Origin of the sequence: Pseudophaeobacter sp. 1A09344 (genome assembly GCF_041008745.1) — a bacterium.
Taxonomy (GTDB): domain Bacteria; phylum Pseudomonadota; class Alphaproteobacteria; order Rhodobacterales; family Rhodobacteraceae; genus Phycobacter; species Phycobacter gallaeciensis_A.
The window spans coordinates 62,967-87,729 of sequence record NZ_JAXGFS010000006.1; the positions used below are offsets into that span (position 1 = coordinate 62,967).

A 24,763-nucleotide genomic window follows, 5' to 3' on the forward strand; every position below is an offset into this window, starting at 1 on the left:
GCGTTTTTTATTGGCGGGAACCGGACGGGATGTGGTCGGCCCACCGCCAGCCCTCGTTTACGGGCTGCCGACACATGATGTAGGGTTTCACTGCGTGTGAAGCGCGCTTTCCCAGCTCAGACAATGAAAGACCAGAAATATGGAACACCCGACCTCGGGAAGTTGTCTGTGCGGTGCTGTCCGGTTTCACATCCGCGGCGCATTCGAAAGCTTCTTCCTGTGCCACTGCGCGCGCTGCCGCAAGGACAGCGGGTCCGCGCATGCGGCCAATCTGTTTTCCACCCAGGCAGAGATTGAATGGCTAACCGGGCGGGACAGGGTCAAGAGTTTCCAGTTGCCTGAAACACAGCACGTCAAAAGCTTTTGCACCGACTGCGGATCAGCGCTGCCGACGCTTCAGATGGATGGCGCCCTGCTGGTCGTGCCCGCAGGTGCGCTGGACAGTGAGATCCCTATCCGGCCCACGGCCCGCATCTGCTACGCCAGCCGCGCGGCCTGGACCGATGCGATTGTGACTGTGGAAACCGTCGATGGGCTTCCCGGCTAACTGATCCCCTCCATTCACCTAGCGCAGCAGGTCCAGCCGGGACAGGGTCAGCCGTGATTGTCGGCACAGCGCCTCATTCCTGCCGCCGCGGTAGAAACTGAGGGCAATGACCGCACAGTACAGCGCCCAGCCGCTGGCCCGTTCCCACGTCCTGTCCTCCAGTTCCAGCCGGTCGCGAAACGCGGTGCGGGCGGCAGGGGCCACCCAGGTCCAGGCCGCCGCATAATCGACGGCGGGATCGCCAACTGCCGACAGGCCCCAGTCGATCACCCCCCGCAAGGTACCATCCCGGGCAATCAGATTGTCGGCCTTCAGATCCCCGTGCAGCCAGACGGGTCGGTCCTGAAACCCGGCATCGCAGGCCGCGTCCCACAGGCAACGTGCGCGCGGCGCGTCGATCTCATCTTTGAGGATGTCGATGGCCGGATGCACCACTTGGGTCAGGTCCTGCAGTGCGACGCCACGCCTATTGTTGCCATCCCCCGCAACGGGTGCGCCATCCGTGTCGGTCCGGTGCAGCGCCGTCAGAAAATCCGCAAGGCTTTGCGCCGCCGCAACCGGGTCCGCAATCTTTGCGGGGTTTGCGAGATCCCCTTCGATCCAGTCGAATATGCCAAAGGGCAAATTATTCTGCAGACACCCCCGGTGCCGCAGCACCGGAACCGCAAGCGGCAGACCTTGTAGGCGCGGCAGCCAGTCCAACTCCTTGGCCAGATACTGAGTCGCCGACCACCGGCGCGGAACCCTCAAAACCATCTGCTCCCCGATACGGACCATGCAATTGTCCGTCCCAGACGATTCGATGCGCCTCCGCGGAAGGCCAGCCCATTGCGGCACCTCGGTCGCAAGGATATCGCCGACCATCGCGTCGCTGATTGCAATGTCATCCGTGTCTTTGCTCATCAGGCGAAGCTAACCGCCCGATGGCCCCACCGGCAAGGAAAGGGCGCGATCCGGGACCGGGCGTATCGGCAGCTTGCCGCTTCAATTTGATATGTTATTACATACCAAAGCAGCATTTCGAAGGACACCCATGCCACACCCGCGACGCCGCAATCTGGGCGCCACCGGCCTGCCCATCCGCAAACGTACCGGAAATGCGATGACGGAGTATGACCGCTTACCGCCCAGCCTGCGGGCCTGGATGCAAGAGGCCGCCCTGCCGTGGTCGCCGCGCTCCTGCCACAGCATCTGGATGAAGGTGAAACAGGATGGCGGAAGCGACCGGCAGGCCATTGCACGCCTTGCCGCTGTTGAGGCCGCAATGCTGAAACGCGCCGCAGAGGCGTGAACCTCCTTCCTGTAGGTCTCCACGAGCTGTTTTTCTTTCATTCCGGGCCAAAGTGATGTATGGGCCGGGCATCTGAGACGTTGCGCCATGGCCCCGGCGCTCGAAAGAAAGATGGAGGGGGCCGGCGGCAATGGGGCCGCCATGACAACGGGAGACCCGGGATACGCCTGGGAGTGCTCCCACTTAGGATGCTGACATGTTCAACGTTACGAAGAAATCAATGCAGTGGGGCGAGGAAACGCTCACACTGGAAACCGGCAAGGTTGCCCGCCAGGCAGATGGCTCTGTGATTGCCACCCTCGGCGAAACCTCGGTTATGGCAAACGTCACCTTTGCCCGCCAGCAAAAGCCCGGCCAGGACTTCTTTCCCCTGACCGTGCACTACCAGGAAAAATACTACGCCGCGGGTAAAGTGCCCGGCGGCTTCTTCAAGCGTGAGGCCCGCCCCACCGAGAAGGAAACCCTGACCGCCCGTCTGATCGACCGTCCGATCCGCCCGCTGTTCGTCCCCGGATTCAAGAACGAAGTTCTGGTGATGTGCACCGTGCTGTCCCACGATCTGGTCAATGACCCTGACATCGTCGCAATGATCGCTGCCTCGGCTGCGCTGACCATTTCCGGCGCCCCCTTCATGGGCCCGATCGCCGGCTGCCGCGTTGGTTTCGAGGACGGCGAATACGTTCTGAACCCGACCGTCGACGACATGCAGGACCTGCGCCTGAACCCCGATCAGCGTCTCGACCTGGTTGTTGCCGGCACCAAGAACGCCGTGATGATGGTGGAATCCGAAGCTTACGAGCTGTCCGAAGCAGAAATGCTGGGCGCCGTGAACTTTGCCCACGAGCAGATCCAGCCGGTTCTGGACCTGATCATCTCGCTGGCCGAAGAAGCCGCCAAAGAGCCGTTTGACTTTGCCGCACCGGATTACTCCGAGCTGTATGAAGCAGTCAAAGCCGCTGGCGAAGAGCAGATGCGCGCCGCCTTTGCGATCTCGGACAAGCAGGAGCGCACCGCCGCTGTTGCCGCCGCACGCGAAGCCATCAAGGAAGCGCTGAGCGAAGAGCAGCTGGAAGATTCCAACCTCGGCTCTGCTCTGAAGAAACTGGAAGCCGGCATTCTGCGCGGTGACGTTGTCAAAACCGGCAAGCGTATCGACGGTCGCAAGACCGACGAGATCCGCGAAATCGTTTCGGAAACCGGCCTGCTGCCGAGGACCCACGGTTCTGCCCTGTTCACCCGTGGTGAAACCCAGGGTCTGGTCGTGACCACGCTGGGCACCGGCGATGATGAACAGTTCATCGACGCCCTGCACGGCAACTTCAAATCCAACTTCCTGCTGCACTATAACTTCCCGCCCTACTCGGTTGGTGAAGTTGGCCGCGTGGGTGGCCCCGGCCGCCGCGAAATCGGTCACGGCAAGCTGGCATGGCGTGCGCTGCAGGCGGTTCTGCCCGCGGCAACCGACTTCCCCTACACCATCCGGATCGTCTCCGAGATCACCGAATCGAACGGTTCCTCCTCGATGGCGTCGGTCTGCGGTGGCTCGCTGTCGATGATGGACGCAGGCGTTCCGCTGAAAGCACCGGTTGCCGGTGTGGCCATGGGCCTGATCCTCGAAGACGACGGCTCCTACGCGATCCTGTCCGACATCCTGGGTGACGAAGACCACCTCGGCGACATGGACTTCAAGGTTGCAGGTACCGAGAACGGCATCACCTCGCTGCAGATGGACATCAAGGTCGCAGGCATCACGCCCGAGATCATGGAAAAAGCCCTGGCCCAGGCCAAGGACGGCCGGATGCACATCCTTGGTGAGATGTCCAAGGCCCTGTCGGAAACCAACGCGTTCTCCGTCCACGCGCCGCGCATCGAGACCATGAACATCCCGACCGACAAGATCCGTGAAGTGATCGGTTCGGGCGGCAAGGTCATCCGCGAAATCGTGGAAACCTCCGGTGCCAAGGTCGACATCAACGACGACGGCGTGATCAAGATCGCTTCCTCCAACGGTGACGCGATCCAGAAGGCCTATGACATGATCCACGCGATCGTGGCAGAGCCGGAAGAAGGCGCCATCTACAAAGGCAAGGTCGTGAAGATCGTCGATTTCGGCGCCTTCGTGAACTTCTTCGGCAAGCGCGACGGCCTGGTGCACGTTAGCCAGATCGAGAACCGTCGCCTGAACCATCCTTCGGACGTTCTGAAGGAAGGCCAGGAAGTCTGGGTCAAGCTGCTGGGCTTTGACGACCGCGGCAAGGTGCGCCTGTCGATGAAAGTCGTCGATCAGGAAACCGGCGAGCCCGCCGCGCCTGAGAAGAAAGAAGAAGCCGCGGACTGATCCGCAGCCTCGCTTCGAACAAGAAAGGCCCCGCTGGCAACGGCGGGGCCTTTTCTGTCAGCGCCGTTCAAGGGACTGCGGCCTTCCCCCTCAGCGCGTTCCCCGATATGGATTTTACCATGCACACCCTGATCATCCACATGTCCGGCAACAGCAAACGCGGCGCAAATGTCGAACATCTGCTTTATACACTGCCGAATGCCGAGGTGGCCGAAGCGGTGAATGGCCGGACTGCGGTGAGTCACCATGTGCATCCGACGCGTCACGGCGATGTGCATGATCCGCGCTACCCCTTTCCCCTGTCACCAGGAGAGGTCGGCTGCTTCCTGTCACACCGTAGCTGCTGGCAGAGGATCGTGGATGCGGGCTGGGAGTATGCTTTGATCGTCGAGGATGATCTCTCGGTCGATCCGGAGGCATGGCAGACGGCGCTGTCGCTGGTCGAGGCGCACGCGGATGCGGACAGCTTCATCCGCCTGCCCGCCAAACGGCGCGAAAGCCCCGCCGCGATCATCGATCAGGCGGGCAACAGCAAGCTGTTCCTGCCCCGGGTGATCGGCCTTCAGACCGTGGCGCAGGTGGTGGGGCGCAACGCGGCGGCGAACCTTCTGGCTGCCAGCACCACTATCGACCGGCCCGTCGATACCTTCCTGCAGATGCACTGGATCCACGGGCAACAGATCCAGACCATCCTGCCCAATGGCGTCAGCGAGCTGACCGAGGCACTGGGTGGATCAACCATCCAGAAGAAGAAAAGCGGCAACAAGCTGGCGCGTGAATTCAAGCGCACGCTCTATCGGGCCCAGGTCGCCGCCCGCCCCCAGACGGCCGGATAGACCCGCAGACTGGACCCGCGCCCGGGAGTGTGCCAGGAACCGCATCATGAAAACCCTCGTTCAGACAATCCCCCTGCCGCGCCAAGCGCGAATTACCGTCCCGGCCTGATCGTCGGGCCGGGTGGTCGAACGCTGAACAACACATGCGCGCCACTTGGAATCTGCGCGCTTTCAAGAGTTTCTGAAATGTCTCAAACACTTCCGACGCTGCACATGCTGTGCGGCAAGATCGCCTCTGGCAAATCCACTCTCGCCGATCACCTGACGCGCGAAGACAAGGCCGTACGCATTGCCGAGGACCAATGGCTGAACACTCTCTTCCTCGGCGAGATAGAAACCGGGGCCGATTACCTGCGTTGTACCGGGCGGCTACGCGAGACCGTGGCGCCTCATGTCATCGACCTGCTCAACGCAGGGGTTTCCGTGGTGCTGGATTTCGCCGCAAATACGATCCAGCAACGCGTCTGGATGCGCGGCATTCTCGACAGGACTAGTGCAGACCATCAACTGCATGTGCTGGATGTCCCGGAAGAAGTCTGCCTTGCCCGGCTGCGTGCGCGAAATGCCAGTGGGGAGCATCCGTTCTCGGCAACCGAAGAACAGTTTCACCAGTTCTCGAAGCACTTTGTCCTGCCCACGCCGCAGGAGGGGTTAATTATCGTGTTTCACACCACACCCGAAAAGGCACAGCCAACGAAATGACAAAGGGGCCAAACGGCCCCCTTGCTGAACTTCAAAATGGTCTTCCGACTTATTCCGGCGCTTTGGTCTTGCGCAGGTAGGGGAAGATGGTTTCGAACTCACCGAACTTGGCCTTGGCGTCTTCGTTCGACACGGTCGGCGGGATGATCACATCCTGACCCGGCACCCAGTCGGCAGGGGTGGCAACGCCGTGGCCGGTGGTCATCTGCAGACCGTCCAGCGCGCGCAGGATCTCGGCAAAGTTGCGGCCCACCGACATCGGGTAGGTCATCGACAGTTTCAACTGCTTGTCCGGGCCGATGATGAAGACCGAGCGCACTGTGGCGCTGTCGGCCGGAGTGCGGCCATCGGGCAGGTAGGCTTCGGCGGGCAGCATGTCAAAGGCCTTGGACACGGCGAGCCCTTCGTCCGCGATGATCGGGAAGCCTGCCGGAGTTTTGGCATAGCTTTCAATGTCGCCCTTCCACTTCTTGTGGTCCTCGACGCCGTCAACGGACACGCCGATCACCTTGGTGTTGCGCTTGGCCCATTCCTCGGACAGCTGCGCCACGGCACCAAATTCAGTGGTGCAGACCGGGGTGAAATCCTTGGGGTGGGAAAACAGGATCGCCCAGCTATCCCCGATCCAGTCGTGGAAGGTGATGGTGCCCTGATCGGTCTCGGCGGTGAAATTCGGAACCACATCGTTGATGCGCAAACCCATGACGGTCTCCTCTCTGCGTTCACATTCAGTTTTCAATACGTATCTTGCTACGCAAGGTAATCAATCGCAGCGCAGGTTAAACCCCTGCGGCGTCAAGACCAGCACAAAAGTGCCAATCACCTGCGACAAAACGGAAAACCCTGGGTTTATCCGCGAAAATTCGCCTCACATAATTTGATCAAATTATGTGAATGTGGTCTTGCCCAAGGGTCAAGGCAGTGACACAGTGGCGCGCGAAAGCGCCGGTACAAACTGGCGAAACGTCTGATTTGGGAGATCTGGACATGATCGAGAAACGCGACTTTTACATCAATGGCCAATGGGTTGCTCCTGCGGCAGCCAAGGATCACAATGTCATCGATCCTTCCACCGAAGAACCCTGTGCAGTGATTTCCCTGGGATCCGAAGCCGATACCAATGCCGCCGTTGCCGCTGCCAAGGCCGCCCTGCCCGGCTGGATGGCGACCCCGGTAGAAGAGCGGATCGCGCTGGTGGAAAAGCTGATCGAGGTTTACCAGGCCCGCGGCGAAGATCTGGCGCAGGCGATGTCCACCGAGATGGGCGCCCCGATCGAGATGTCCCGCACCCAGCAGGTTGGCGCCGGCATCTTCCACCTGAAGAATTTTGTCCGCGCGGCCAAGGCGTTTGAATTTGAACGCCCCCTGAGCGACCGCTTCCAGAACGACCGCATCATCTACGAAGCCGTCGGTGTTGCTGCCCTGATCACGCCCTGGAACTGGCCGATGAACCAGATCACCCTCAAGGTGGGCGCCGCGGCCATCGCGGGCTGCACCATGGTTCTGAAGCCTTCCGAGGAAAGCCCGCTGGATGCGATGATCTTTGCCGAGCTGATGGACGAGGCAGGTTTCCCCGCCGGTGTCTTCAACCTGGTGAACGGCGATGGCGTCGGCGTCGGCACGCAGCTGTCCTCGCACCCGGATGTGGACATGGTCTCCTTCACCGGTTCGACCCGCGCAGGCACCGCGATCTCCAAGGCGGCTGCCGACACCCTGAAGAAGGTGCACCTTGAGCTGGGCGGCAAAGGCGCCAACGTGATCTTTGACGATGCCGACGAAAAAGCGGTCAAGCGTGGCGTGCTGCACATGATGAACAACACCGGCCAAAGCTGCAACGCGCCTTCGCGGATGCTGGTTCAGAAAGGCATCTACGATCAGGCCGTGGCCACCGCTGCCGAAGTTGCCGCCAAGGTCACCGTCGGCCCGGCGTCCGAGGAAGGTCGCCACATCGGCCCCGTGGTCAATGAAACCCAGTGGAACAAGATTCAGGACCTGATCCAGAAGGGTATCGACGAGGGCGCGCGTCTTGTCGCCGGTGGCACAGGGCGCCCCGAAGGATTCAACAAAGGCTTTTACGTCAAACCGACCGTCTTTGCCGATGTGAACAACCAGATGACCATCGCCCGTGAAGAGATCTTTGGCCCGGTCCTGTCGATCATCCCCTTCGAGACCGAGGAAGAAGCCGTCGAGATCGCCAACGACACTCCCTATGGTCTGACCAACTACGTGCAGACCCAGGACGGCGCCAAGGCCAACCGCATGGCCCGCGTGCTGCGGTCGGGCATGGTGGAAATGAACGGCCAGTCCCGCTCCCCCGGTGCGCCCTTTGGCGGCATGAAACAGTCCGGCAACGGCCGTGAAGGCGGTATCTTCGGGATCGAGGATTTCCTAGAAATCAAAGCCGTCGGCGGCTGGTCCACCGACTGATTTTCAGCCTCTTTGAAATAGCAAAAGCCGCTCCTATCCGGAGCGGCTTTTCTTTTGCCCGTGTGGTGCACGGGGTCTTGCAGCTCCCCGTTACGCCCAAACTTGATCGGGATCGGGCAGCGGGATCGCAGACAGCAGTTCTTGCGTATAAGGCGCAGTCGGGGCCGCAAACAGGTCCGCCGTGGCGGCGTTTTCGACAATTTCGCCCTGATAGAGCACCAGAATGCGGCTGCACAGGCGGCGGATCACCGACAGATCGTGGCTGATGAAGGCCAGCGTCAGGCCCAGCTCGCGCACCAATTCTTCGAGCAGGTTCAGCACCTGCGCCTGGCTTGAGACATCCAGCCCCGAGACGATCTCATCCGCGAGGATGAAATCGGGGCGCAGGGCGATGGCGCGGGCGATACCGACGCGCTGACGCTGCCCACCGGACAATTCATGCGGATAGCGGCTGGCAAAGCTGCGTGGCAGGCCCACCATATCCAGCGCCTCATTTACGCGGGCGTCGATCCCCTCCAACCCATGCAGGCGCAAGGGACCGGCGATGATCCCCCCCACCCGGCGGCGCGGGTTAAGCGAGGACAGGGGATCCTGAAAGATCATCTGGAACCGCCGCCGCAGGGGGCGCAGGGCCTCCTCTGACATATGGGTGATGTCTGTCCCCTCAAACGAAATTTGACCACTGTCCGGTTCAATCAACCGGATCAGCGCCCGCCCCAATGTGGATTTACCGGACCCAGAGCCGCCAACGATGCCTAAAACCTCACCCTTCGGGATCTGGAAGGTCAGCCCCTTGAGGATCTCGATCCGCGGCGCAGGACCCAGCAGTGGCTTGCGCGACATGTCCGGAAAGCTGAGCCGCAGATCCTTCACATCATAGATCACATCACTCATGCCGAGCCCTCCATTTGTCGGTCAAAGGCCGCAACCTCTTCCTCCACCGCGCGGATCACCGCGTCGGGGACCGGGGTCAGACTGCCGTCCGGATCGGTGTATTTCGGCGTCGCTGCCAACAGGGCCGCCGAATAGGGATGCCCGGGGCTCGCGAAGAAGTCGCGCACCTTGGTGTCCTCGACCACCTTGCCGGAGTAGAGCACGGTCATGGTCTGGCAGACCTTGGAGACCACGCCCAGATCATGGGTCACGAACAACAGCGCGGTACCATGGCGTTGCTGCATGTCCGAGATCAGCCGCAGGATCTGCTTCTGCACGGTGACATCCAGCGCGGTCGTCGGCTCATCCGCGATGATCAGCTTCGGCTCTGCCGCAAAGGCGGAGGCAATGAGGATCCGCTGGCGCATTCCCCCCGACAGCTCGTGCGGGTAGGCGCGCATGACGCGGGCGGGATCGGGGATATGGACCTCTTCCAGCAGCTCCAGCGCCCGGGCCTCGGCGGCCTTGCGCGACCAGCCAAGGATATCCACCAGCCGGTTGGTGATCTGCGGCCCCACCCGGCGCGAAGGGTTGAGCGCGGTCAGCGGATCCTGTGGGATCAGGGCGACCTTGGCGCCAATCCTCTGGCGGCGCGCGCGCGGTGACAGCTGGCCCAGATCCTCGCCTTCCAGGATGATCTGCCCGCCGGTGATTCCCAGCGCCTGCGGCAGGGTGCCCAGCACCGATTTGCCGATCATGGATTTGCCTGCGCCGCTTTCGCCGACAAGGGCGCGGGATTCACCCGCCGCCACATTGAGCGACACACGCCGCAAGATCGGCACATTGCCCCTGAGGCGCACGGTCAGGTCTTGAATGGACAGAAAGCTCATCGCAGCACCGGATCGAAATGGTCCTTCAGACCCTCGCCAAGCTGCGAGAAGCTGAGAACGGTGAAAAACAGGGCGACCAGCGGGAACACCAGCACCCACCAGGCCTGATGGACCGAGGTGCGCCCCTCGGCGATCATCCCGCCCCAGGTCGGCGCATCGGTGGAGATCGACAGGTTCACAAAGCTGAGGATCGCCTCGACGATGATTGCAATGCCCATCTCCAGCGTCAGCAGCGCCACGATGGTGGGCAGCACGTTGGGCAGGATTTCCGTCAGCGCGGTACCGAACCGGGTGCGCCCCACAACCTGTGCCGAGGCGACGTAATCCATCTTGCCCTGGCTCATTGCTTCGGCCCGGATCACCCGGGCAAAACGGGTCCAGTCAATCACCACGATGGCGATGATGATCGAAGTCATGCCAGTGCCCAGAACCGCGATCAGCAGGATCGCAAAAAGGACCGGCGGGAAGGCCATCCAGATATCCACGAGGCGGGAAATCACCAGATCGGCCCAGCCGCCGTAATAGCCAGCGATCAGGCCCAGCGTGGCCCCAATCAGACAGGTCAGCACCCCGGCGATCAGCGCCACGCTCAGCGCCAGCCGGGCGCCATGCAGAATGCGGCTGAGGACATCGCGGCCCAGGGAATCGGTGCCCAGCCAGTAATTGGGATCGGCGCCCGTCTCCCAGAAGGGCGGCATCCGTCCGGCGAACAGGTCCTGCGCCAGCGGATCATGCGGGCTGATCCAGGGCGCCAACAGCGCGGCCAGAACTAGAAGGCTGATCCAGCCCCCGGACAGCCACAGGCGCAGGCCCGGTTTGCGGGTGTGTGCTCGGGTATCACGCATGACGGAGCCTCGGGTTCAGGGCGGCATAGGTCATGTCGACGACCAAATTGACCACGGTGAAAATCAGGGCGAACAGGATCACGATCCCCTGGATCAGTGGCAGATCGCGGTTGATCACCGCATCAATGGCCATGTTGCCCAGCCCCTCATAAGAAAACAGCCGCTCCACAATGACCGTGCCGCCAATCAGGAAGGTGAACTGCACCCCGACCAAGGTCAGCGTCGGCAGGATCGCATTGGGCAGCGCCTCGCGGGTGATGATGCTGGTCTCGGCGTAGCCCTTGGTGCGCGCCAGGGTCACGTAATCCAGATGCATGGTTTCCTTCAGCGACTGTTTCAGCAGCTGCGAGATGATCGCCGCCAGCGGGATCGCCAGCGCCAGCGCGGGCATGAACATATGGGCGACGATATCGGCCCAGACATCGAACCGCAGGCGGATGAAGCTTTCCCAGAGATAGAAATTCGACTGGAACTCGAACCCCAGCGAGGGCGACACCCGGCCCGAGATATGAAACAGCGGCCAAAGCACGCCAAAGAGCAGGATCAGCACCAGCCCCCACAGGAAGTCGGGCACCGACAGGGCCATGCCCCCGGCCACATCGATCGCACCTTCGACGCGCGTGCCCCGGTAAAGCGTCGCGGTCAACGCCATGGTGCCGCCCAGCATCACCGCGATTACCAACGCCATTACTGATAGTTCCAACGTGGCGGGCAGACGGCCCAGCACCAGTTCGGACACCGGCTGGCGCAGGGAAATCGAGGTTCCGAAATCCCCCTGAAGCACGCCAGAGGCCCAGATCAGGAATTGTTCGGGGATCGATTTGTCGAACCCGTAAAGCGCCTGAAGCCGCTGGATATCCGCATCGGTGGCCCCCGGCGGCAGCATCATGGCAATCGGATTGCCCGGCACCACGCGGATAACCACAAAGACGATGATCGCCACCCCGACCAGCGTCACCATAGTGGCCGCCAGCCGCGCGATCATTCTGCGCAGGATCTGCATTGTCTACCTTCGTTCTGTGAGGTCGTGAAAAAGGGCCGCGGGGCACCGGCACAATCAGACCGATGCCCCGCAACCAAGGGAGAGAGGGATCAGGCCCGTGTCATCAGATGCGGCAACAGCGCGCCCGAGGCATGCGGCACCACCTTCACCTGATCGCTGTGCAGGATCGGCTGAACATATTGCAGCAGCGGGATCACCAGCGCGTTCTCGGCGATGAAACGGTCCACGTCCTTCCAGCCCGCGATCCGCTTGTCCTCGTCCGATTCACCCCAGAGCGGCAGGATCTTCTGCATCAGCTCCTCACCGTCCCAGACCGAATGCGGCGAGGGGCCGAACATGGCAAAGCCGGTCGAGGTGGTGGGATCACCAATCGAGTTGCCCCAGTTGTAGAAGGCCGCAGGCGCCAATGTGTCGGCCGCGCGCAGCTCGTAGTGTTTGGCAATCTCGTAGACTTCGATCTCGGCCTCGATACCGACCCGGCGCCACAGACCGACGATGGCCTGGATGATCTCGTAATCCTTCGGCTTAAAGCCACGGGTGGTCTGGATGGTGAATTTCACCGGATTGTCGGGACCATAGCCAGAGGCCGCCAGCAGCTCCTTGGACTTCTCCGGATCATAGGCGACCTTGATCGTCTCGTCATAGCCCACGTAATCGGGCGTCTGCAGCGTGTCGATCGCCACGCCATAGCCGGACAGCAGCCGGTCGATGATCAGCTGTTTGTCGATCGCATGGGCCATGGCCATGCGCACGTTGGGATCGGTCATCACTTCGATATCGTTGATGAAGATCATGCCGATATCCGACACCGGTGCGGCAGTGCCCATGATGCCCGATTTTTCCTTCAGGCGGTCGAATTCCTCATAGGGCATTTCCAGCGTCACATGGGCGTTGCCCGATTCCACCTCGGCCACGCGGCTGGCGGCATCGGTCACGAACTTGATGGTGACGGATTTGAATTCGGGCGCGCCGCCCCAGTAGTTCTCGTTCGCCTTCAGGCGCACGAATGCGTTGCGCTCGAACTTTTCGACCATATAGGGACCGGTGCCCACAGGCGCGGCCTCAAAGCCATCTGCCCCGACTTCCTCGTAGTATTTCTTGGGCAGGATATAGCCGGTCAGGAAGCTCATCCATTTGAAGATCGTCGGCTCATAGGCCAGCACGTCAGCGGTGACGCGGTTCCCCTCGATGGAGAAATTGCCGATCTTGCCCCAGATGAACTGGATCGGGTTGCCGGTCTCGGGGTTGCCCGCACGTTCCAGCGACCAGACCACGTCTTCGGGTGTCAGGGGATCGCCATTGTGCCAGGTGACGCCTTCGCGCACATCCATCCAGACCTTTGTCTTGTCATCGTTCCAGCCATAATCGCTGATGATCCCGGAACCAAAGGACAGATCCGGGTTCTGCGGGATGAACAGATCGAACACCGATTGGTAGATGCCCTGAATGGTGGGGTTCACCGCCGAGGGACCGACGGTCGGATCCCAGCTGGGCAGGTTCACGTTATAGGCAATCACCAGCTCTTCGATCCCGGCGGCAAAGCTGGGCAGGCTGGCCCCGGCAAGCGCCACGCTGGCGGCGGTGCTCTGAAGTAAAGTGCGTCTTGTCAATTTCATTTTGCTTTTCCCTGTTGGTTGGAAGGCCGACATGTTGTTGTGATTAGGTGCCGGCCAGTTTTTGCCCGAGGAGGTATCCCGCCCCGGCTCCGGTTCCCGCTCCGGGCCAGACAGCCGCCCCGGTGTGATAAAGATCACGGATCGGGGTGGAGCCATCCGCAAACCCGCGCAGGGGCCGGAACATGAAATGCTGGTTGAGCTGGTGACTGCCACAGACCTGATCCCCGCCCACAAGGTTGGGGTTATCGGCCTCCAGCATGGTGGGCGTCACGATATGCTGGCCAAGGATCTTTGCCCTTGTACCGGGCGCATAGGTTTCAAGGATATCGAGCGCGCGCTCTGCCATGGGCTGCGCTGCCTCAGTCCAGTCGGTGGCGGTGATCTGTCCGGCGGCATCGCCCTTGATCTGACCGGGCACCATGCGCACCTGCAACCATAGAACATGTTTGCCCTCGGGCGCGCGACTGGGGTCGATGACGGTGGGCTGACCGCATACGATCACCGGCTCATCCGGCAACAGCCCCGCCTTGGCCTGCGCATAGGTGCGCGCCATCTGGTCAAGCTCGGGCGCCATATGCACATAGGCAAAGCGTTTCAGATCGTCCCCGGCCGCCCAGTCCGGCAGATCCTCCATCGCCAGATGGATCATCATGGTCCCCGGCGCGTGAGAAAATTTCTCCATCCCGCGATCATACCGTTTGTCGGGTGTGCCGCCGGTCAGCCGCAGCATCGCGGCAGGGGCGACATTGGCGATCACTGCCCGTTTTGCCTGCACCTGTGTCCCGTCCGACAGCTCGATTCCCGTGGCTCGCCCGCCCGCGTGCAAAATCCGCGACACCTCGGCGCCGCAGGTCACCGATCCGCCGCGCGCCTCGATCATGGCGATCATGGCCTTGATGATGCCATCGGCGCCGCCCTGCCCCAGCACCATGCCAAACGCCTGGTTCACTTGTCCTTCTAAGTAAGGAAACAGCGCACCGCCCGCGATGTCCGGGGCAAAATCCAGATGCATGCCCCAGGCCGCCAGAAGGGCACGCACCTTTGACGATTCGAATGTCTCTTCCAGCCAGCTGCGCGGCGAAGACGCCAGAAACTGCCCCAGATCCATTAGCCCGGCAGCGCCCATCTTGCGCCAGGATTTCCAGCCTAAAGATGCAAATGCACGTTTATTGATCGGACTACCCAGCAAAGCGAACAAAGTTTCAGCACGCTCAGGAAACGCGGCGCTCAACGCCTCCCAGGCTTTTGCATCAGCCGCATTCTCGGCTGCGATTCGCGCCACATTTGCCGCCGCATCATTGCCGATCCCCAACCAGGTCTGATCCCGAAAAACCGAGGCAAAACAATCCGCCGCGGGGGCGAATCCAAGTCCGTGCCCGGCCAATTCCTCGGCATATTTCTGATGAAATGCGGACCCTGCAAAGAGCGACAGATTCATCGCAGCCCAGTCATGGCGAAAGCCCGGAAGCGTATATTCCCCGGTTTTTACTGCCCCGCCGGGCGTTTCGGCGCGCTCGTATACGGCAACGCTCCAGCCCTTTGCCGCCAGATGCGCAGCACAGGCCAAAGAGTTGTGACCGCTTCCGATAATGACTGCGTCCGGCGCCACTGACATGGGCAGATTCCTTTATCCTTTACATATTGATATTTGCAAATGCATGTAATTATGTCTAGCATGGATTTGTCATCGCAAAAAGCGGCACCTTCAGACCGCACACAACACGGGAGGCGATAATGACCGCAACAACCGCATTGGACGGGCTTGGCGCCAAGCTTTTGACCGGGGAAATCGAAGTGGTGGACTGCACCGGGGTTCTGGGGCCAAACACTCCGATCCTGCAGCTGCCGGAAGATTTCGCGAAAAACACCCCCAAGGTCGAAATCCACAAAATCAGCGAATACGACGAAGACGGCCCCTTCTTTGCCTGGAACTGGATGAAGCTGGGCGAACACACCGGCACCCACTTTGATGCGCCGCATCACTGGATCACCGGCAAGGATTTCGAAGAAGGCTACACCGACACGCTGGACGTGCAGCGCCTGATCGCGCCCGTAAACGTGCTCGACTTCTCCAAGGAGTGCGGCGAAGATTCCGACTTCCTGCTGACCATCGACCACGTGAAGGCCTGGGAGGCCGAGCACGGCGAGATCAAAGCCGGGGAATGGGTCGTCCTGCGCAGCGACTGGGATCAATACGCCGACGACGAGGCCAAGTTCCTCAACGCTGACGAAACCGGCCCGCATACTCCCGGACCGACCGCCGAGGTCATCCAGTATCTGGTCGACAAGGACATCGTTGGCTGGGGCAGCCAGTGCATCGGCACCGACGCAGGCATGGCCGGCGGCATGACCCCGCCGTTCCCGGCGCATAACCTGCTGCACGCCAACAACCGCTTTGGTCTGGCCTCGCTGGCCAATCTGGACAAGCTGCCCGCCAAGGGCGCCATCCTGATCGCTGCGCCGCTGAAGATCCAGCGCGGCACCGGCAGCCCGATCCGCGCGCTGGCGCTGGTCCCCAAGGGATAAGAGCAGATGGCCGCCGCCCCTCACATCATCATCGGCACCGGGATCAATTCACTGGTCGCCGCCGCGCTGTTGTCCCGCAAGGGCAAACCGGTTCTGATGCTCGAACGCTCGGACCGCATCGGAGGCTGCCTGCGCACCGATGAGATCACGCTGCCCGGGTATTCCCATGATGTGATGGCGGCGACCTTCGTCCTGTTCCTCACCTCGCCTGCCTATGCAGAACTGGCGGGCGATCTGGCGAAACATGGGCTTGAGTTCTGTCACACGGACCGCCCCACGGCGGTCCTGCGCCCCGATGGCCGCGCCACCGTACTGACCATGGACCGCGCCGCCAATATCGCTGCCTTTGACGCGCTCAGCCCCGGCGACGGGGCGCAACATGGCCGCGATGTGGGCGGGATCGAGGCGGATGCCGAATTCCTTTTCGCCTTGCTGGGCGGACCGCTCTGGTCTGCTGGCACCGCCAAACTGCTGGCAAAACAGGCGTGGAAACGGGGCCTCAACGGTCTCAAATCCTGGGTCGGCGCAGCGCTGCAACCGGCGCGCGGCTGGCTGGAAAGCTCTTATGGCTCCGAAAACCTTCAGGCGCTTTGGGCGCCTTGGGTGCTGCATTGCGGCCTCACCCCCGAAAGCACTTATTCCGGGCAGATGGGCCGCGTCATTGCCTTTGCGCTGGAGGCCGCCGGGGCGCCGGTGGTCAAAGGTGGCGCCGGGGCTGCCGCCGAAGCCTTTGAACGGCTGATCACCGCCAATGGCGGCGAGATCCGTACCGGCACCGATGTGACGCGTATCCTTACCGAAAACGGCCGCGCCACCGGCATCGAAACCGCCGACGGAGAGGTCATCCGCAGCGCCTCTGTCATCGCTTCGGTCACGCCGTCGCAACTCTATGGCCGCCTGCTACCGCAGGAAACCGCGCCGGAGGCCGCGAAGAACTACCGCCATGGGCGTGGCAATTTCCAGCTGCACTATGCGCTGGATGCCGTCCCTGAATGGCTCAGCGAGGGGTTGGAAGACGTCGCCCTGATCCATCTTTCGGACGGGGTCGACAGCGTTTCGAAATCCGCCAACGAGGCCGAACGCGGCATGCTGCCGGAAACGCCGACGATCTGCGTTGGCCAGCCCCACCGCATGGACCCCACCCGCTGCCCGGATGGAAAGGCGATCCTGTGGCTGCAAATCCCCGACGCCCCCCGCGTGATCAAAGGCGACGCCGCAAAAGAAATCGACAGCGGACCCGAGTGGGATGAACCCACCCGCGAAGCCTTTGCCGACCGGATCGAGGCGATCCTGTCCCGCCACATCAAGGATTTCGACAAGATCAAACTGGCCCGCCGCGCCTATTCCCCTGCCGATCTTCAGGATCTGAACATGAACCTGGTGGGCGGCGATCCCTATGGCGGATCCTGCACGCTGGACCAGTTCTTTGTCTGGCGCCCCTTCCCGCAATCGGTCAATAACGCCACCGCAGTGAAGGACCTGCATCTGATTGGGGCCGCGACTCACCCCGGACCCGGTCTGGGCGGAGGGTCCGGCTACAACCTTGCAAAAAGGATGGGCGCATGAGCACGGACGACACCACCACGGCCACGGCAGACCAACAGGAAGCAGACACGCCGATGCCCCGTCTGGGTGAAATCGGGCTGGAAAACTTCCCCCCCTACCTGATGAACCGCATCATGGGCCGCTACAACGCGTCCTTGCGCGAAGAGATGGCGGCGCTCGGCCTCAACACGGCCAAGATGCGTGCCCTCGCCGTACTGTCGGTGCTGGACGGGCTGCTGATCCGTGAGCTCGCCGTCTATGCGGTGGTCGAACAATCCACACTGAGCCGGTCGCTGGACAAGCTGGAACAGGACGAGCTGATCATCCGCCGTCCCGACCCCGACGACAGCCGCGCCACCCGGATCTTCATGGCCCCAAAGGGCCGAGAGACGCAGGAAAAGCTCTGGCCGCATATCGCCGAGGCCTATGCCCAAATGTTCACCGGCATCAGTGCCGAAGAGCAGCGTCAGTTCGTGACCACCCTGCAAACCATCCTGCGCAACGTGCGCGTACACCAGATTTAACCTGACCGTCTTCCACGACGGTCCCCCAGAACGATATCCAAGGAGGCGCCAATGGCCGAAAGGTCGTTCAAGGCAGAAGTAGAGCACCTGCGCAAAGGTGCCGGGACCAGCTTTACCGGCGAAGGCATTCTGGCCATCACAAAGGCCCTGCTGGAAAACGGAGTCGGCTATGTCGGCGGTTATCAGGGCGCGCCGATCTCGCACCTGATGGACGTGCTGGCCGATGCCGAGGACCTGCTCGGCGAACTCGGCGTGCGTTATGAGGCGAACGCCTCCGAAGCGGCAGCGGCGGCGATGCTGGCAGCCTCGGTCCATTATCCCATCCGCGGCGCGGTTACATTCAAGGGGTCAGTCGGGGTCAACGTGGCCTCGGATGCGCTGGCCAACCTCGCCTCTTCGGGCGTCACCGGCGGCGCCCTTGTGGTGGTGGGCGAAGACTACGGCGAAGGCTCCTCGATCATGCAGGAGCGGTCTTATGCCTTTGCGATGAAATCGCAGTTCTGGCTCTTGGACCCACGCCCCAACCTGCCTTCGATCGTGAAATCTGTGGGCGATGGCTTTGGCCTGTCCGAAGCGTCGAACACGCCGGTCATGCTGATGGTGCGGATCCGATCCTGCCACGTGACTGGCACCTTTGAATGCCGCGACAACCAGCGCCCCGATCTGACCGTGCGCGATGCGCTGGCCAACCCGCAGCGGGATTTCTCGCGCGTGGTGCTGCCGCCGATGTCCTATCAGCATGAACACGACAAGATCGACAATCGCTGGCCCGCCGCCGAGAAATACATCCTCGACAATGGTCTGAACGAACGCTTTGGCCCGAAGGAAGGCAAGGTCGGGTTGATCTGCCTGGGCGGCATGTACAACAGCGTCATCCGCGCCCTGCAACGCCTTGGCCTTGCGGATCTGTCGGGCAACACCGACGTACCGCTTTACGTGATGAACGTGACCTACCCGCTGGTGCAAAGCGACCTTCTGGATTTCTGCGAGGACAAGGACGCCGTCCTGATGATCGAGGAAGGCCAGCCCGAGTTCATCGAACAGCAGCTTGGCGCCATGCTTTACAAGGCAGGCAGCAGCACCAAGCTTGAAGGCAAGGGCACCTTCCCCAAGGCAGGCGAATATACCGGCCAGGTGATGAAGGACGGCATCGACGATTTCCTGCGCACCTATGCCGCGCATCTGTTGCCCGGGCAGATTCTGGCCCCAAACGAACCGGCGCCAGAAATTCCCGACCTCAGCCAGACCGTGCCGATCCGCCCGCCGGGGTTCTGCACCGGCTGTCCGGAACGCCCCATCTTTGCCTCGATGAAACTGGTAGAGCAGGAGCTGGGCAAGCATCAGATCTCGGCCGATATCGGCTGCCACCTGTTTGCCGCCCTGCCGCCTTTCGAAATCGGTGGGCAGACCATGGGCTATGGCCTTGGTCCGGCCTCCAACGCGGCCTTTGACGGCGGCGGCGAGAAACGCGCGATCTCGATCCTTGGCGACGGGGGCTTCTGGCACAACGGCCTCAGCTCTTCGATCGGCAACATGGTGTTCAATAAATCGGACAGCGTCGCGATCATCGTCGACAACTACTATTCCGCAGCGACCGGTGGGCAGGACATCCCATCCAGCCGCGCCAAGAACCCCAGCAAGGCGACCAACAACCCGATCACCAAGGCGCTGGAGGGTGCTGGCGTCAAATGGATCCGGCAGATCGACCGGACCTATGATGTCACCCAGATGCGCGCCACCATCCGCGAGGCGCTGACCACCGATTACGATGGGCCAAAGGTGATCGTGGCCTCCTCGGAATGCATGCTGAACCGGCAGCGGCGGGAGAAACCCCAGCGCAATGCCGCGATCAAGGACGGTACCCGCGTCGAGGTGCCACGCTTTGGCGTGGATGAAGATATCTGCACCGGCGATCACGCCTGTATCCGCCTGTCGGGCTGCCCCTCGCTGTCGCTGAAGAAACTGGACGATCCGCTGCGCGACGATCCCGTCGCCCATATCGACCAGACCTGCGTCGGCTGCGGCAACTGCGGCGAGGTCGCTGATGCTGCGATCCTCTGCCCGTCCTTCTACGAGGCCCGCGTGGTGCATAACCCGACCGGTTTTGAACGCTGGACCGCAGGGTTGCGCAACCGGATGATTTCCTGGCTGCAGAACCGCCGCGCAGCACGGCGCCTGACCTTTTCCACCGACCTGAGCGAAGGAGCCGCGTGATGTCCATCGAACTGCCAATCGCATCTGGCGGAGACGCCACCCATCTGGACGGCGTCATCAAGGTCGCGATCCTTGCCGTGGGCGGACAGGGCGGCGGCGTCCTGACCAACTGGATCGAATCCCTGGCCCGCGCCGAAGGCTATTCCGCGCAGGCGACCAGCGTCGCGGGCGTGGCGCAGCGTACCGGCGCCACCATCTATTACATCGAAATGGCGCCTGCATCGGTGCCAACGCCTGTCTTCTCCCTCGCACCGGCGCAGGGCGACATCGACGTGATGATCGCCGCCGAAATGATGGAAGCTGGGCGCGCCATCATGCGCGGCTTCGTCACCCCGGATCGCACCACTCTGATCGCATCGACCCACCGGGCGCTGGCAGTCTCTGAGAAAATGGTGCCGGGCGACGGCATGGCCGATGCCGCCGAAGTGCGCGCCGCCGCCGAAACCGCGGCGCGGCAGCTGGTCATGGCCGATATGGAACAGGCCGCTGTCGGTGTCGGCTCAGTGATCTCCGCGTCGCTGTTCGGTGCACTGGCCGGATCGGGCGCCCTGCCCTTCAAACGTGCTGCCTTTGAAGAGGCGATCCGCGCGGGAGGTAAGGGCGTCGAGGCCAGCCTGCGTGCCTTTGCCGCCGGATATGATCTGGCCCAGGGTGGGAAAGAGGCCCCGGCTGCAGCCCCCTCCGCCCCCGCCGAAGCGCCGAAACCGGCGGGATCCGCCGGAAAGCTACGGGCCTATGGCGCGCTGCTGGACCGGATCAATGCCCTGCCAGCTGCGGTGCAGGAACTGGCGCTGCCGGGCCTGCGCAAGGTTGTGGATTTTCAGGACATCGCCTATGGCGCCGAATATCTGGACCGGCTCGAAGGCATCCTGGGCCGCGACAGCGCGGACCGGGGGTATGTGCTGTCGCGCGAGGCCGCGAAATACATCGCCAATGCCATGGCCTATGACGATGTGATCCGGGTGGCGGATCTGAAAACCCGCGCCAGCCGGTTCGACCGGATCGAGGATCAGGTTGGCAGTGCTGACAAGCTGATGACCCTGACCGATTATCTGCACCCGCGCTCCGAAGAGATCGCCGGTCTGCTGCCTGCGGGGCTTGGCGCCCGGATCGAGGCCAGCCCGGTCTGGATGAAACGTCTCGACCGGCTGTTCAACAAGGGCCGCCGCATCCGCACCGACCGCTTCCGTGGCTTTGCCCTACTTTATGTGATGGGCGGCCTGCGCGGCTGGCGCCGCAAGAGCCGCCGCCACGCGCTGGAACAGGCGCATCTGGACGACTGGCTGAACCGCGCGATCGGCTATCTGCCCAGCAGCTATGACATGGCGGTGGAAGTGCTGCGCTGTCGGCGGCTGATCAAGGGCTATTCCGACACCCACACACGGGGCCTGTCGAAATTCGACCGGGTTCTGGACGGCGCGCGACTGGTCGAAACCCGCGACGACGGTCCCGAATGGGTCGCCCGCCTTCGCGAAGCGGCCCTGCAGGACGAAAAAGGTGAAGCCTTGGACGGCGCGCTAAAAACCATCCGCAGCTTTATCTGACCCCTTAAAGACAGAACCTCCCGCGCCCGAAGGATGCCGTGGCCCTGCCACGACAGCCTTTGCGGCCTTGGGCCCGGCGCCGCGCCTTGCGCGGCGCCGGGCCCAACGGGAGGCAGCCTTTCACCAAAAAGGCGAACGACGGGCGGGAGGACGCCCCATCGCCGGACCCAGATCGGATCATCCTGTCCCTATCGACCTTCCAATGTGGCTGCGGCACCGATATGCAGGGGTATCGGATCCTCCCCTTTGCAAGGACAGACAGCCGCGATGATCACCGCCCGCCTGCACGGCCGCCTTGGCAATCAGATGTTTCAATACGCCGCCGCCCGCGCGCTGGCCGAGCGCCTTGGCGTGGCTGTCGCTCTCGATAGCCGCGAAGCGGTGCGGCGCGGCGAAGGCGTGTTGACCCGGGTCTTTGATCTCGACCTGACCGACACGGCTCCACTGCCGCCGCTGAGAAAGGAAGCACCGCTGCGCTATGCCCTGTGGCGCGCCTTTGGCTCCGCTCCAACTTTCCGGCGCGAACGCGGCCTTGGCTACAACCCCAGTTTCGCGACCTGGGGCGATGGCAGCTATCTGCATGGCTACTGGCAAAGCGAGAAATACTTTGCCGCGATCGCCGACCGCATCCGGGCCGATTTCAGCTTCCCGGAGTTCACCAACGCGCAGAACGCCAACATGGCCGCCCGCATCCAAGGTAGCAATGCCATCTCACTGCACGTGCGGCGCGGTGATTACGTGGCGCTTGCCGCCCATGTGCTTTGCGATCAAGCCTATTACGAAGCCGCCCTCGCCCGCGTTCTGGAGGGGCTGGAGGGTACGCCAACCGTATTTGTCTTCTCCGACGATCCGGACTGGGCCAAGGAAAACCTGCCCTTGCCCTGCGAAAAGGTGGTGGTGGATTTCAACGGCCCAGACACCGATTTCGAGGACATGCGGCTGATGACCCTGTGCCAGCACAATATCATCGCCAACAGTTCATTTTCCTGGTGGGCGGCCTGGCTGAACCAGAACCCGGAGAAACGCGTTACCGGTCCGGCGCAGTGGTTCGGAGATCCGAAGCTGCACAACCCCGACATCCTGCCAGACAGCTGGCACCGGATCGACGCCTGATCAGAAGGGCGCCTTGGCCCGGAACTTCATCGACTGTTCGCTGTCGGGGTGTTTGATCCGCAGCTCTTCGGAATGCAGCATCATGCGAGGGAAATCCCGCGCCGCGCCTTCGGCATACAGCGGATCGCCCAGAATGGCGTGCCCCAGCGACAGCATATGCACCCGCAACTGGTGCGACCGGCCCGTCTTGGGCGTCAGCCGCACTCGGGTCTCCCCGTCGCCGTATTTCATCACCCGCCAGTCGGTCACCGCAGGTTTACCCGTCTCATGGCAGACCATCTGGCGCGGACGGTTCGGCCAGTCGACGATCAGCGGCAGATCCACCGTGCCCGCCTTCGGCTCCAGCCGCCCGGTGACGCGGGCCACGTAGACCTTGCGCGTGCTGCGTTTTTCGAACTGCATCGACAGGTGCCGCTGCGCATGGGGCGTCAGCGCAAAGACCATCACCCCCGAGGTATCGCGGTCCAGCCGGTGCACCAGCAGCGCCTCGGGAAAGGCAAGCTGCACCCGTGACAACAGGCAATCGGCGAGATGTTCACCCCGGCCCGGCACGCTCAGCAATCCCGCAGGTTTGTTCACCGCAAGGATCTGCGCATCATGATGCAGGATCTCCAGCGGGTCCTGCGGCGGGGTGTAATCGCTCGATACCGTCATGGCCGCCTGCCTACTGCCTTGCTGCCGCCGGAGCAAGTTCCCGCCACGTCCGTCTTGCCCGGCCCGCCGCCGCAAGGGCAGGATCGCATCAACAAAGGGAGAGAGACCATGCATCCAACCATCACCCGCATGCAGGAGGTCGTCGCCAAGGGCGATGAGGCGCTGATCGCAGAGCTGCTGTCCGAGGACGTGAAATTCCTGCCCCCCACCTATTGGAAAACCTGGACCGGCCGCGCGCCGGTGGCGGCGGTGCTGGGTCATGTGGGGCAAGTGTTCTCGGACTTCCGCTATCGCAGGATCATGGGAGAGGGCAACGACTGGGCGCTGGAATTCCAGTGCAAGATCGGCGAGTTCGACGCCGTGGGCGTGGATCTGATAACCTTGGGTGATGACGGGCTGATCGAGACCTTCGAGGTGGTCATGCGCCCCTATAAATCCGTCGGCGCCCTGCGCGATGCGATGAATGCACGGGTTCAGACCGATGCGCGCTTCCTGAAATTCCGTGAGTCACTCAGCTGAAATCCCCGATATTAGAGCCACATATTGGCAGATAACCCATGATCGCAGCCGACCAGATCCTGCGCCTGCCGCTGCTCCCGCTGTTGATTGCGCAGGGGCTGCGCGTCCGGCGCAAGGCGTTGCGGCTGCCAGAGCCAGAGGGGGACCGACAGGGAACTGCGGGATCCGGTGCGCCGCTGCGGCTGCTGATTGCCGGGGACAGTTCCGCCGCCGGTGTGGGCGCTGCGCATCAGGAGCAGGCGCTTGTCGGGCAACTGGTGCAGCGGCTGGCGCCCCGGTGGCAGGTTCACTGGCGCCTTGAGGCCACCACCGGGCATCGCACGGCAGATACGTTGCAGCGCCTGAAGGCCCTGCCCGCGCAGCCCTTTGACGTAGTGGTTCTGGCGCTGGGGGTGAACGATGTGACCGGAGCCGTCCCGCAGGGGCGGTTTGAACGGCAGCAGCGCGATCTGGCGCGGCTTTTAACGGATCGCTTTGGCGTGCAAAGAATCCTCGTCTGCGGGGTGCCACAGATGGAGCATTTCCCCGCCCTGCCGCAGCCGCTTGCCTGGGCGCTGGGGTGTCAGGCACGGCGGTTGGATCGCAGGCTTGCAGACCTCTCCGGGCAGATCGACGGGTTTCACCATCTGCCGTTTGAATTGCCCAGTGACCCGGCGCTGGCCGCCGAGGATGGCTATCACCCGAACCCGCACGCCTATGCGCTTTGGGCGGACCGGCTGGCGAAAGAGATCGGAAACCCCTTGATCAGAACCTGAT

At 62.5% G+C, this 24,763-nt stretch carries 23 protein-coding genes; 14 read left to right on the forward strand and 9 right to left on the reverse strand.

The genetic code is table 11. From position 1 onward, the window contains the following. The first annotated feature begins 139 nt into the window (after positions 1–139). Positions 140–547, forward strand: a complete 408-nt coding sequence (locus SM765_RS11890) for a GFA family protein (RefSeq protein ID WP_274838136.1) — start codon at positions 140–142, stop codon at positions 545–547. An 18-nt stretch (positions 548–565) separates the two neighbouring features. Here the strand turns inward: SM765_RS11890 and SM765_RS11895 are convergent, their stop codons facing one another. After that, the gene (locus SM765_RS11895) at positions 566–1,450 is read right to left on the reverse strand and encodes an aminoglycoside phosphotransferase family protein (RefSeq protein ID WP_274838135.1); all 885 of its coding nucleotides are present in this window, start codon (positions 1,448–1,450) and stop codon (positions 566–568) included. A 130-nt stretch (positions 1,451–1,580) separates the two neighbouring features. Here SM765_RS11895 and SM765_RS11900 point away from each other — a divergent pair, with 130 nt between their 5' ends. From SM765_RS11900 to SM765_RS11915, 4 genes are all read left to right on the forward strand, one after another. Further along, on the forward strand, positions 1,581–1,838 hold the full coding sequence (locus SM765_RS11900) for a DUF6525 family protein (RefSeq protein WP_274838134.1): 258 nt from the start codon (positions 1,581–1,583) through the stop codon (positions 1,836–1,838). Between the two features lie 196 nt (positions 1,839–2,034). Next, positions 2,035–4,176, forward strand: a complete 2,142-nt coding sequence (gene pnp / locus SM765_RS11905) for a polyribonucleotide nucleotidyltransferase (protein WP_274829853.1) — start codon at positions 2,035–2,037, stop codon at positions 4,174–4,176. Between the two features lie 119 nt (positions 4,177–4,295). Then, positions 4,296–5,012 carry a glycosyltransferase family 25 protein gene (locus SM765_RS11910; protein ID WP_274835277.1) on the forward strand — a complete coding sequence of 239 codons (717 nt, stop codon included), beginning with the start codon at positions 4,296–4,298 and terminating at the stop codon, positions 5,010–5,012. 186 nt (positions 5,013–5,198) lie between these two features. Continuing rightward, a complete protein-coding gene (locus SM765_RS11915) occupies positions 5,199–5,714 on the forward strand; it encodes a P-loop nucleotide/nucleoside kinase family protein (RefSeq protein ID WP_274835276.1) in 516 nt (171 codons plus the stop codon). 49 nt (positions 5,715–5,763) lie between these two features. Here the strand turns inward: SM765_RS11915 and SM765_RS11920 are convergent, their stop codons facing one another. Further along, entirely contained in the window at positions 5,764–6,417 is a 654-nt protein-coding gene (locus SM765_RS11920; RefSeq protein WP_065271823.1) for a peroxiredoxin, read from the reverse strand. Between the two features lie 284 nt (positions 6,418–6,701). Between SM765_RS11920 and SM765_RS11925 the strand changes: the two genes are divergently transcribed. Then, the gene (locus SM765_RS11925; RefSeq protein WP_274835275.1) at positions 6,702–8,141 is read left to right on the forward strand and encodes an aldehyde dehydrogenase family protein; all 1,440 of its coding nucleotides are present in this window, start codon (positions 6,702–6,704) and stop codon (positions 8,139–8,141) included. 90 nt (positions 8,142–8,231) lie between these two features. Here the strand turns inward: SM765_RS11925 and SM765_RS11930 are convergent, their stop codons facing one another. From SM765_RS11930 to SM765_RS11955, 6 genes are all read right to left on the reverse strand, one after another. Then, positions 8,232–9,035, reverse strand: coding sequence for an ATP-binding cassette domain-containing protein (locus SM765_RS11930; RefSeq protein WP_274833060.1), 804 nt, complete (start codon positions 9,033–9,035; stop codon positions 8,232–8,234). Then, positions 9,032–9,904 carry an ABC transporter ATP-binding protein gene (locus tag SM765_RS11935; protein WP_065271826.1) on the reverse strand — a complete coding sequence of 291 codons (873 nt, stop codon included), beginning with the start codon at positions 9,902–9,904 and terminating at the stop codon, positions 9,032–9,034. The genes SM765_RS11930 and SM765_RS11935 overlap by 4 nt, the downstream gene beginning before the upstream one ends. Then, entirely contained in the window at positions 9,901–10,749 is an 849-nt protein-coding gene (locus SM765_RS11940) for an ABC transporter permease (protein ID WP_065271827.1), read from the reverse strand. The genes SM765_RS11935 and SM765_RS11940 overlap by 4 nt, the downstream gene beginning before the upstream one ends. Beyond that, complete coding sequence (locus SM765_RS11945) at positions 10,742–11,752, reverse strand: ABC transporter permease (protein ID WP_065271828.1); 1,011 nt, start codon at positions 11,750–11,752, stop codon at positions 10,742–10,744. Before SM765_RS11945 ends, SM765_RS11940 begins: the two co-directional genes overlap by 8 nt. 89 nt (positions 11,753–11,841) lie before the next feature. Then, positions 11,842–13,368, reverse strand: a complete 1,527-nt coding sequence (locus SM765_RS11950; protein WP_065271829.1) for an ABC transporter substrate-binding protein — start codon at positions 13,366–13,368, stop codon at positions 11,842–11,844. A 43-nt stretch (positions 13,369–13,411) separates the two neighbouring features. Then, positions 13,412–14,983 (reverse strand): phytoene desaturase family protein, encoded by a 1,572-nt coding sequence (locus SM765_RS11955; protein ID WP_274838132.1) that lies wholly within the window; start codon positions 14,981–14,983, stop codon positions 13,412–13,414. A 119-nt stretch (positions 14,984–15,102) separates the two neighbouring features. Here SM765_RS11955 and SM765_RS11960 point away from each other — a divergent pair, with 119 nt between their 5' ends. The 6 genes from SM765_RS11960 (at position 15,103) to SM765_RS11985 (ending at position 22,834) form a co-directional block, all read left to right on the forward strand. Continuing rightward, the gene (locus tag SM765_RS11960) at positions 15,103–15,894 is read left to right on the forward strand and encodes a cyclase family protein (protein ID WP_274829862.1); all 792 of its coding nucleotides are present in this window, start codon (positions 15,103–15,105) and stop codon (positions 15,892–15,894) included. Positions 15,895–15,900: 6 nt separating this feature from the next. Continuing rightward, positions 15,901–17,460: a phytoene desaturase family protein gene (locus SM765_RS11965; protein ID WP_274835268.1), complete on the forward strand. Its 1,560-nt coding sequence runs from the start codon at positions 15,901–15,903 to the stop codon at positions 17,458–17,460. Next, positions 17,457–17,963 carry a MarR family winged helix-turn-helix transcriptional regulator gene (locus SM765_RS11970; RefSeq protein WP_274835267.1) on the forward strand — a complete coding sequence of 169 codons (507 nt, stop codon included), beginning with the start codon at positions 17,457–17,459 and terminating at the stop codon, positions 17,961–17,963. Before SM765_RS11965 ends, SM765_RS11970 begins: the two co-directional genes overlap by 4 nt. A gap of 51 nt (positions 17,964–18,014) precedes the next feature. Further along, the gene (locus SM765_RS11975; protein ID WP_274838131.1) at positions 18,015–20,177 is read left to right on the forward strand and encodes an indolepyruvate ferredoxin oxidoreductase subunit alpha; all 2,163 of its coding nucleotides are present in this window, start codon (positions 18,015–18,017) and stop codon (positions 20,175–20,177) included. Then, a complete protein-coding gene (locus SM765_RS11980; protein ID WP_274835265.1) occupies positions 20,177–21,721 on the forward strand; it encodes an indolepyruvate oxidoreductase subunit beta family protein in 1,545 nt (514 codons plus the stop codon). Before SM765_RS11975 ends, SM765_RS11980 begins: the two co-directional genes overlap by 1 nt. Positions 21,722–21,988: 267 nt before the next feature. Then, positions 21,989–22,834: an alpha-1,2-fucosyltransferase gene (locus tag SM765_RS11985; RefSeq protein WP_274838130.1), complete on the forward strand. Its 846-nt coding sequence runs from the start codon at positions 21,989–21,991 to the stop codon at positions 22,832–22,834. On the opposite strand, the gene SM765_RS11990 is transcribed toward SM765_RS11985, so the two are convergent. Continuing rightward, a complete protein-coding gene (locus SM765_RS11990) occupies positions 22,835–23,488 on the reverse strand; it encodes an RluA family pseudouridine synthase (RefSeq protein ID WP_274835263.1) in 654 nt (217 codons plus the stop codon). 108 nt (positions 23,489–23,596) lie between these two features. On the opposite strand from SM765_RS11990, the gene SM765_RS11995 reads away from it, so the two are divergent. Together SM765_RS11995 and SM765_RS12000 are read left to right on the forward strand one after the other, a co-directional pair. Next, positions 23,597–24,007 carry a nuclear transport factor 2 family protein gene (locus tag SM765_RS11995; RefSeq protein ID WP_274835262.1) on the forward strand — a complete coding sequence of 137 codons (411 nt, stop codon included), beginning with the start codon at positions 23,597–23,599 and terminating at the stop codon, positions 24,005–24,007. A 38-nt stretch (positions 24,008–24,045) separates the two neighbouring features. After that, positions 24,046–24,762 (forward strand): SGNH/GDSL hydrolase family protein, encoded by a 717-nt coding sequence (locus tag SM765_RS12000; protein ID WP_274838129.1) that lies wholly within the window; start codon positions 24,046–24,048, stop codon positions 24,760–24,762. Position 24,763: the final 1 nt, after the last annotated feature.

Excerpts from the sequence above, each read along its gene's own strand:
- SM765_RS11920 (WP_065271823.1), bottom strand. The coding sequence starts at position 6,417 with ATGGGTTTGCGCATCAACGATGTGGTTCCGAATTTCACCGCCGAGACC.
- SM765_RS11895 (WP_274838135.1), bottom strand. The coding sequence starts at position 1,450 with ATGAGCAAAGACACGGATGACATTGCAATCAGCGACGCGATGGTCGGC.
- SM765_RS11925 (WP_274835275.1), top strand. The coding sequence starts at position 6,702 with ATGATCGAGAAACGCGACTTTTACATCAATGGCCAATGGGTTGCTCCT.
- SM765_RS11970 (WP_274835267.1), top strand. The coding sequence starts at position 17,457 with ATGAGCACGGACGACACCACCACGGCCACGGCAGACCAACAGGAAGCA.
- pnp (WP_274829853.1), top strand. The coding sequence starts at position 2,035 with ATGTTCAACGTTACGAAGAAATCAATGCAGTGGGGCGAGGAAACGCTC.
- SM765_RS12000 (WP_274838129.1), top strand. The coding sequence starts at position 24,046 with ATGATCGCAGCCGACCAGATCCTGCGCCTGCCGCTGCTCCCGCTGTTG.
- SM765_RS11995 (WP_274835262.1), top strand. The coding sequence starts at position 23,597 with ATGCATCCAACCATCACCCGCATGCAGGAGGTCGTCGCCAAGGGCGAT.
- SM765_RS11940 (WP_065271827.1), bottom strand. The coding sequence starts at position 10,749 with ATGCGTGATACCCGAGCACACACCCGCAAACCGGGCCTGCGCCTGTGG.
- SM765_RS11910 (WP_274835277.1), top strand. The coding sequence starts at position 4,296 with ATGCACACCCTGATCATCCACATGTCCGGCAACAGCAAACGCGGCGCA.
- SM765_RS11945 (WP_065271828.1), bottom strand. The coding sequence starts at position 11,752 with ATGCAGATCCTGCGCAGAATGATCGCGCGGCTGGCGGCCACTATGGTG.
- SM765_RS11955 (WP_274838132.1), bottom strand. The coding sequence starts at position 14,983 with ATGTCAGTGGCGCCGGACGCAGTCATTATCGGAAGCGGTCACAACTCT.
- SM765_RS11965 (WP_274835268.1), top strand. The coding sequence starts at position 15,901 with ATGGCCGCCGCCCCTCACATCATCATCGGCACCGGGATCAATTCACTG.
- SM765_RS11975 (WP_274838131.1), top strand. The coding sequence starts at position 18,015 with ATGGCCGAAAGGTCGTTCAAGGCAGAAGTAGAGCACCTGCGCAAAGGT.
- SM765_RS11930 (WP_274833060.1), bottom strand. The coding sequence starts at position 9,035 with ATGAGTGATGTGATCTATGATGTGAAGGATCTGCGGCTCAGCTTTCCG.
- SM765_RS11900 (WP_274838134.1), top strand. The coding sequence starts at position 1,581 with ATGCCACACCCGCGACGCCGCAATCTGGGCGCCACCGGCCTGCCCATC.
- SM765_RS11960 (WP_274829862.1), top strand. The coding sequence starts at position 15,103 with ATGACCGCAACAACCGCATTGGACGGGCTTGGCGCCAAGCTTTTGACC.
- SM765_RS11890 (WP_274838136.1), top strand. The coding sequence starts at position 140 with ATGGAACACCCGACCTCGGGAAGTTGTCTGTGCGGTGCTGTCCGGTTT.
- SM765_RS11980 (WP_274835265.1), top strand. The coding sequence starts at position 20,177 with ATGTCCATCGAACTGCCAATCGCATCTGGCGGAGACGCCACCCATCTG.
- SM765_RS11950 (WP_065271829.1), bottom strand. The coding sequence starts at position 13,368 with ATGAAATTGACAAGACGCACTTTACTTCAGAGCACCGCCGCCAGCGTG.
- SM765_RS11985 (WP_274838130.1), top strand. The coding sequence starts at position 21,989 with ATGATCACCGCCCGCCTGCACGGCCGCCTTGGCAATCAGATGTTTCAA.
- SM765_RS11935 (WP_065271826.1), bottom strand. The coding sequence starts at position 9,904 with ATGAGCTTTCTGTCCATTCAAGACCTGACCGTGCGCCTCAGGGGCAAT.
- SM765_RS11990 (WP_274835263.1), bottom strand. The coding sequence starts at position 23,488 with ATGACGGTATCGAGCGATTACACCCCGCCGCAGGACCCGCTGGAGATC.
- SM765_RS11915 (WP_274835276.1), top strand. The coding sequence starts at position 5,199 with ATGTCTCAAACACTTCCGACGCTGCACATGCTGTGCGGCAAGATCGCC.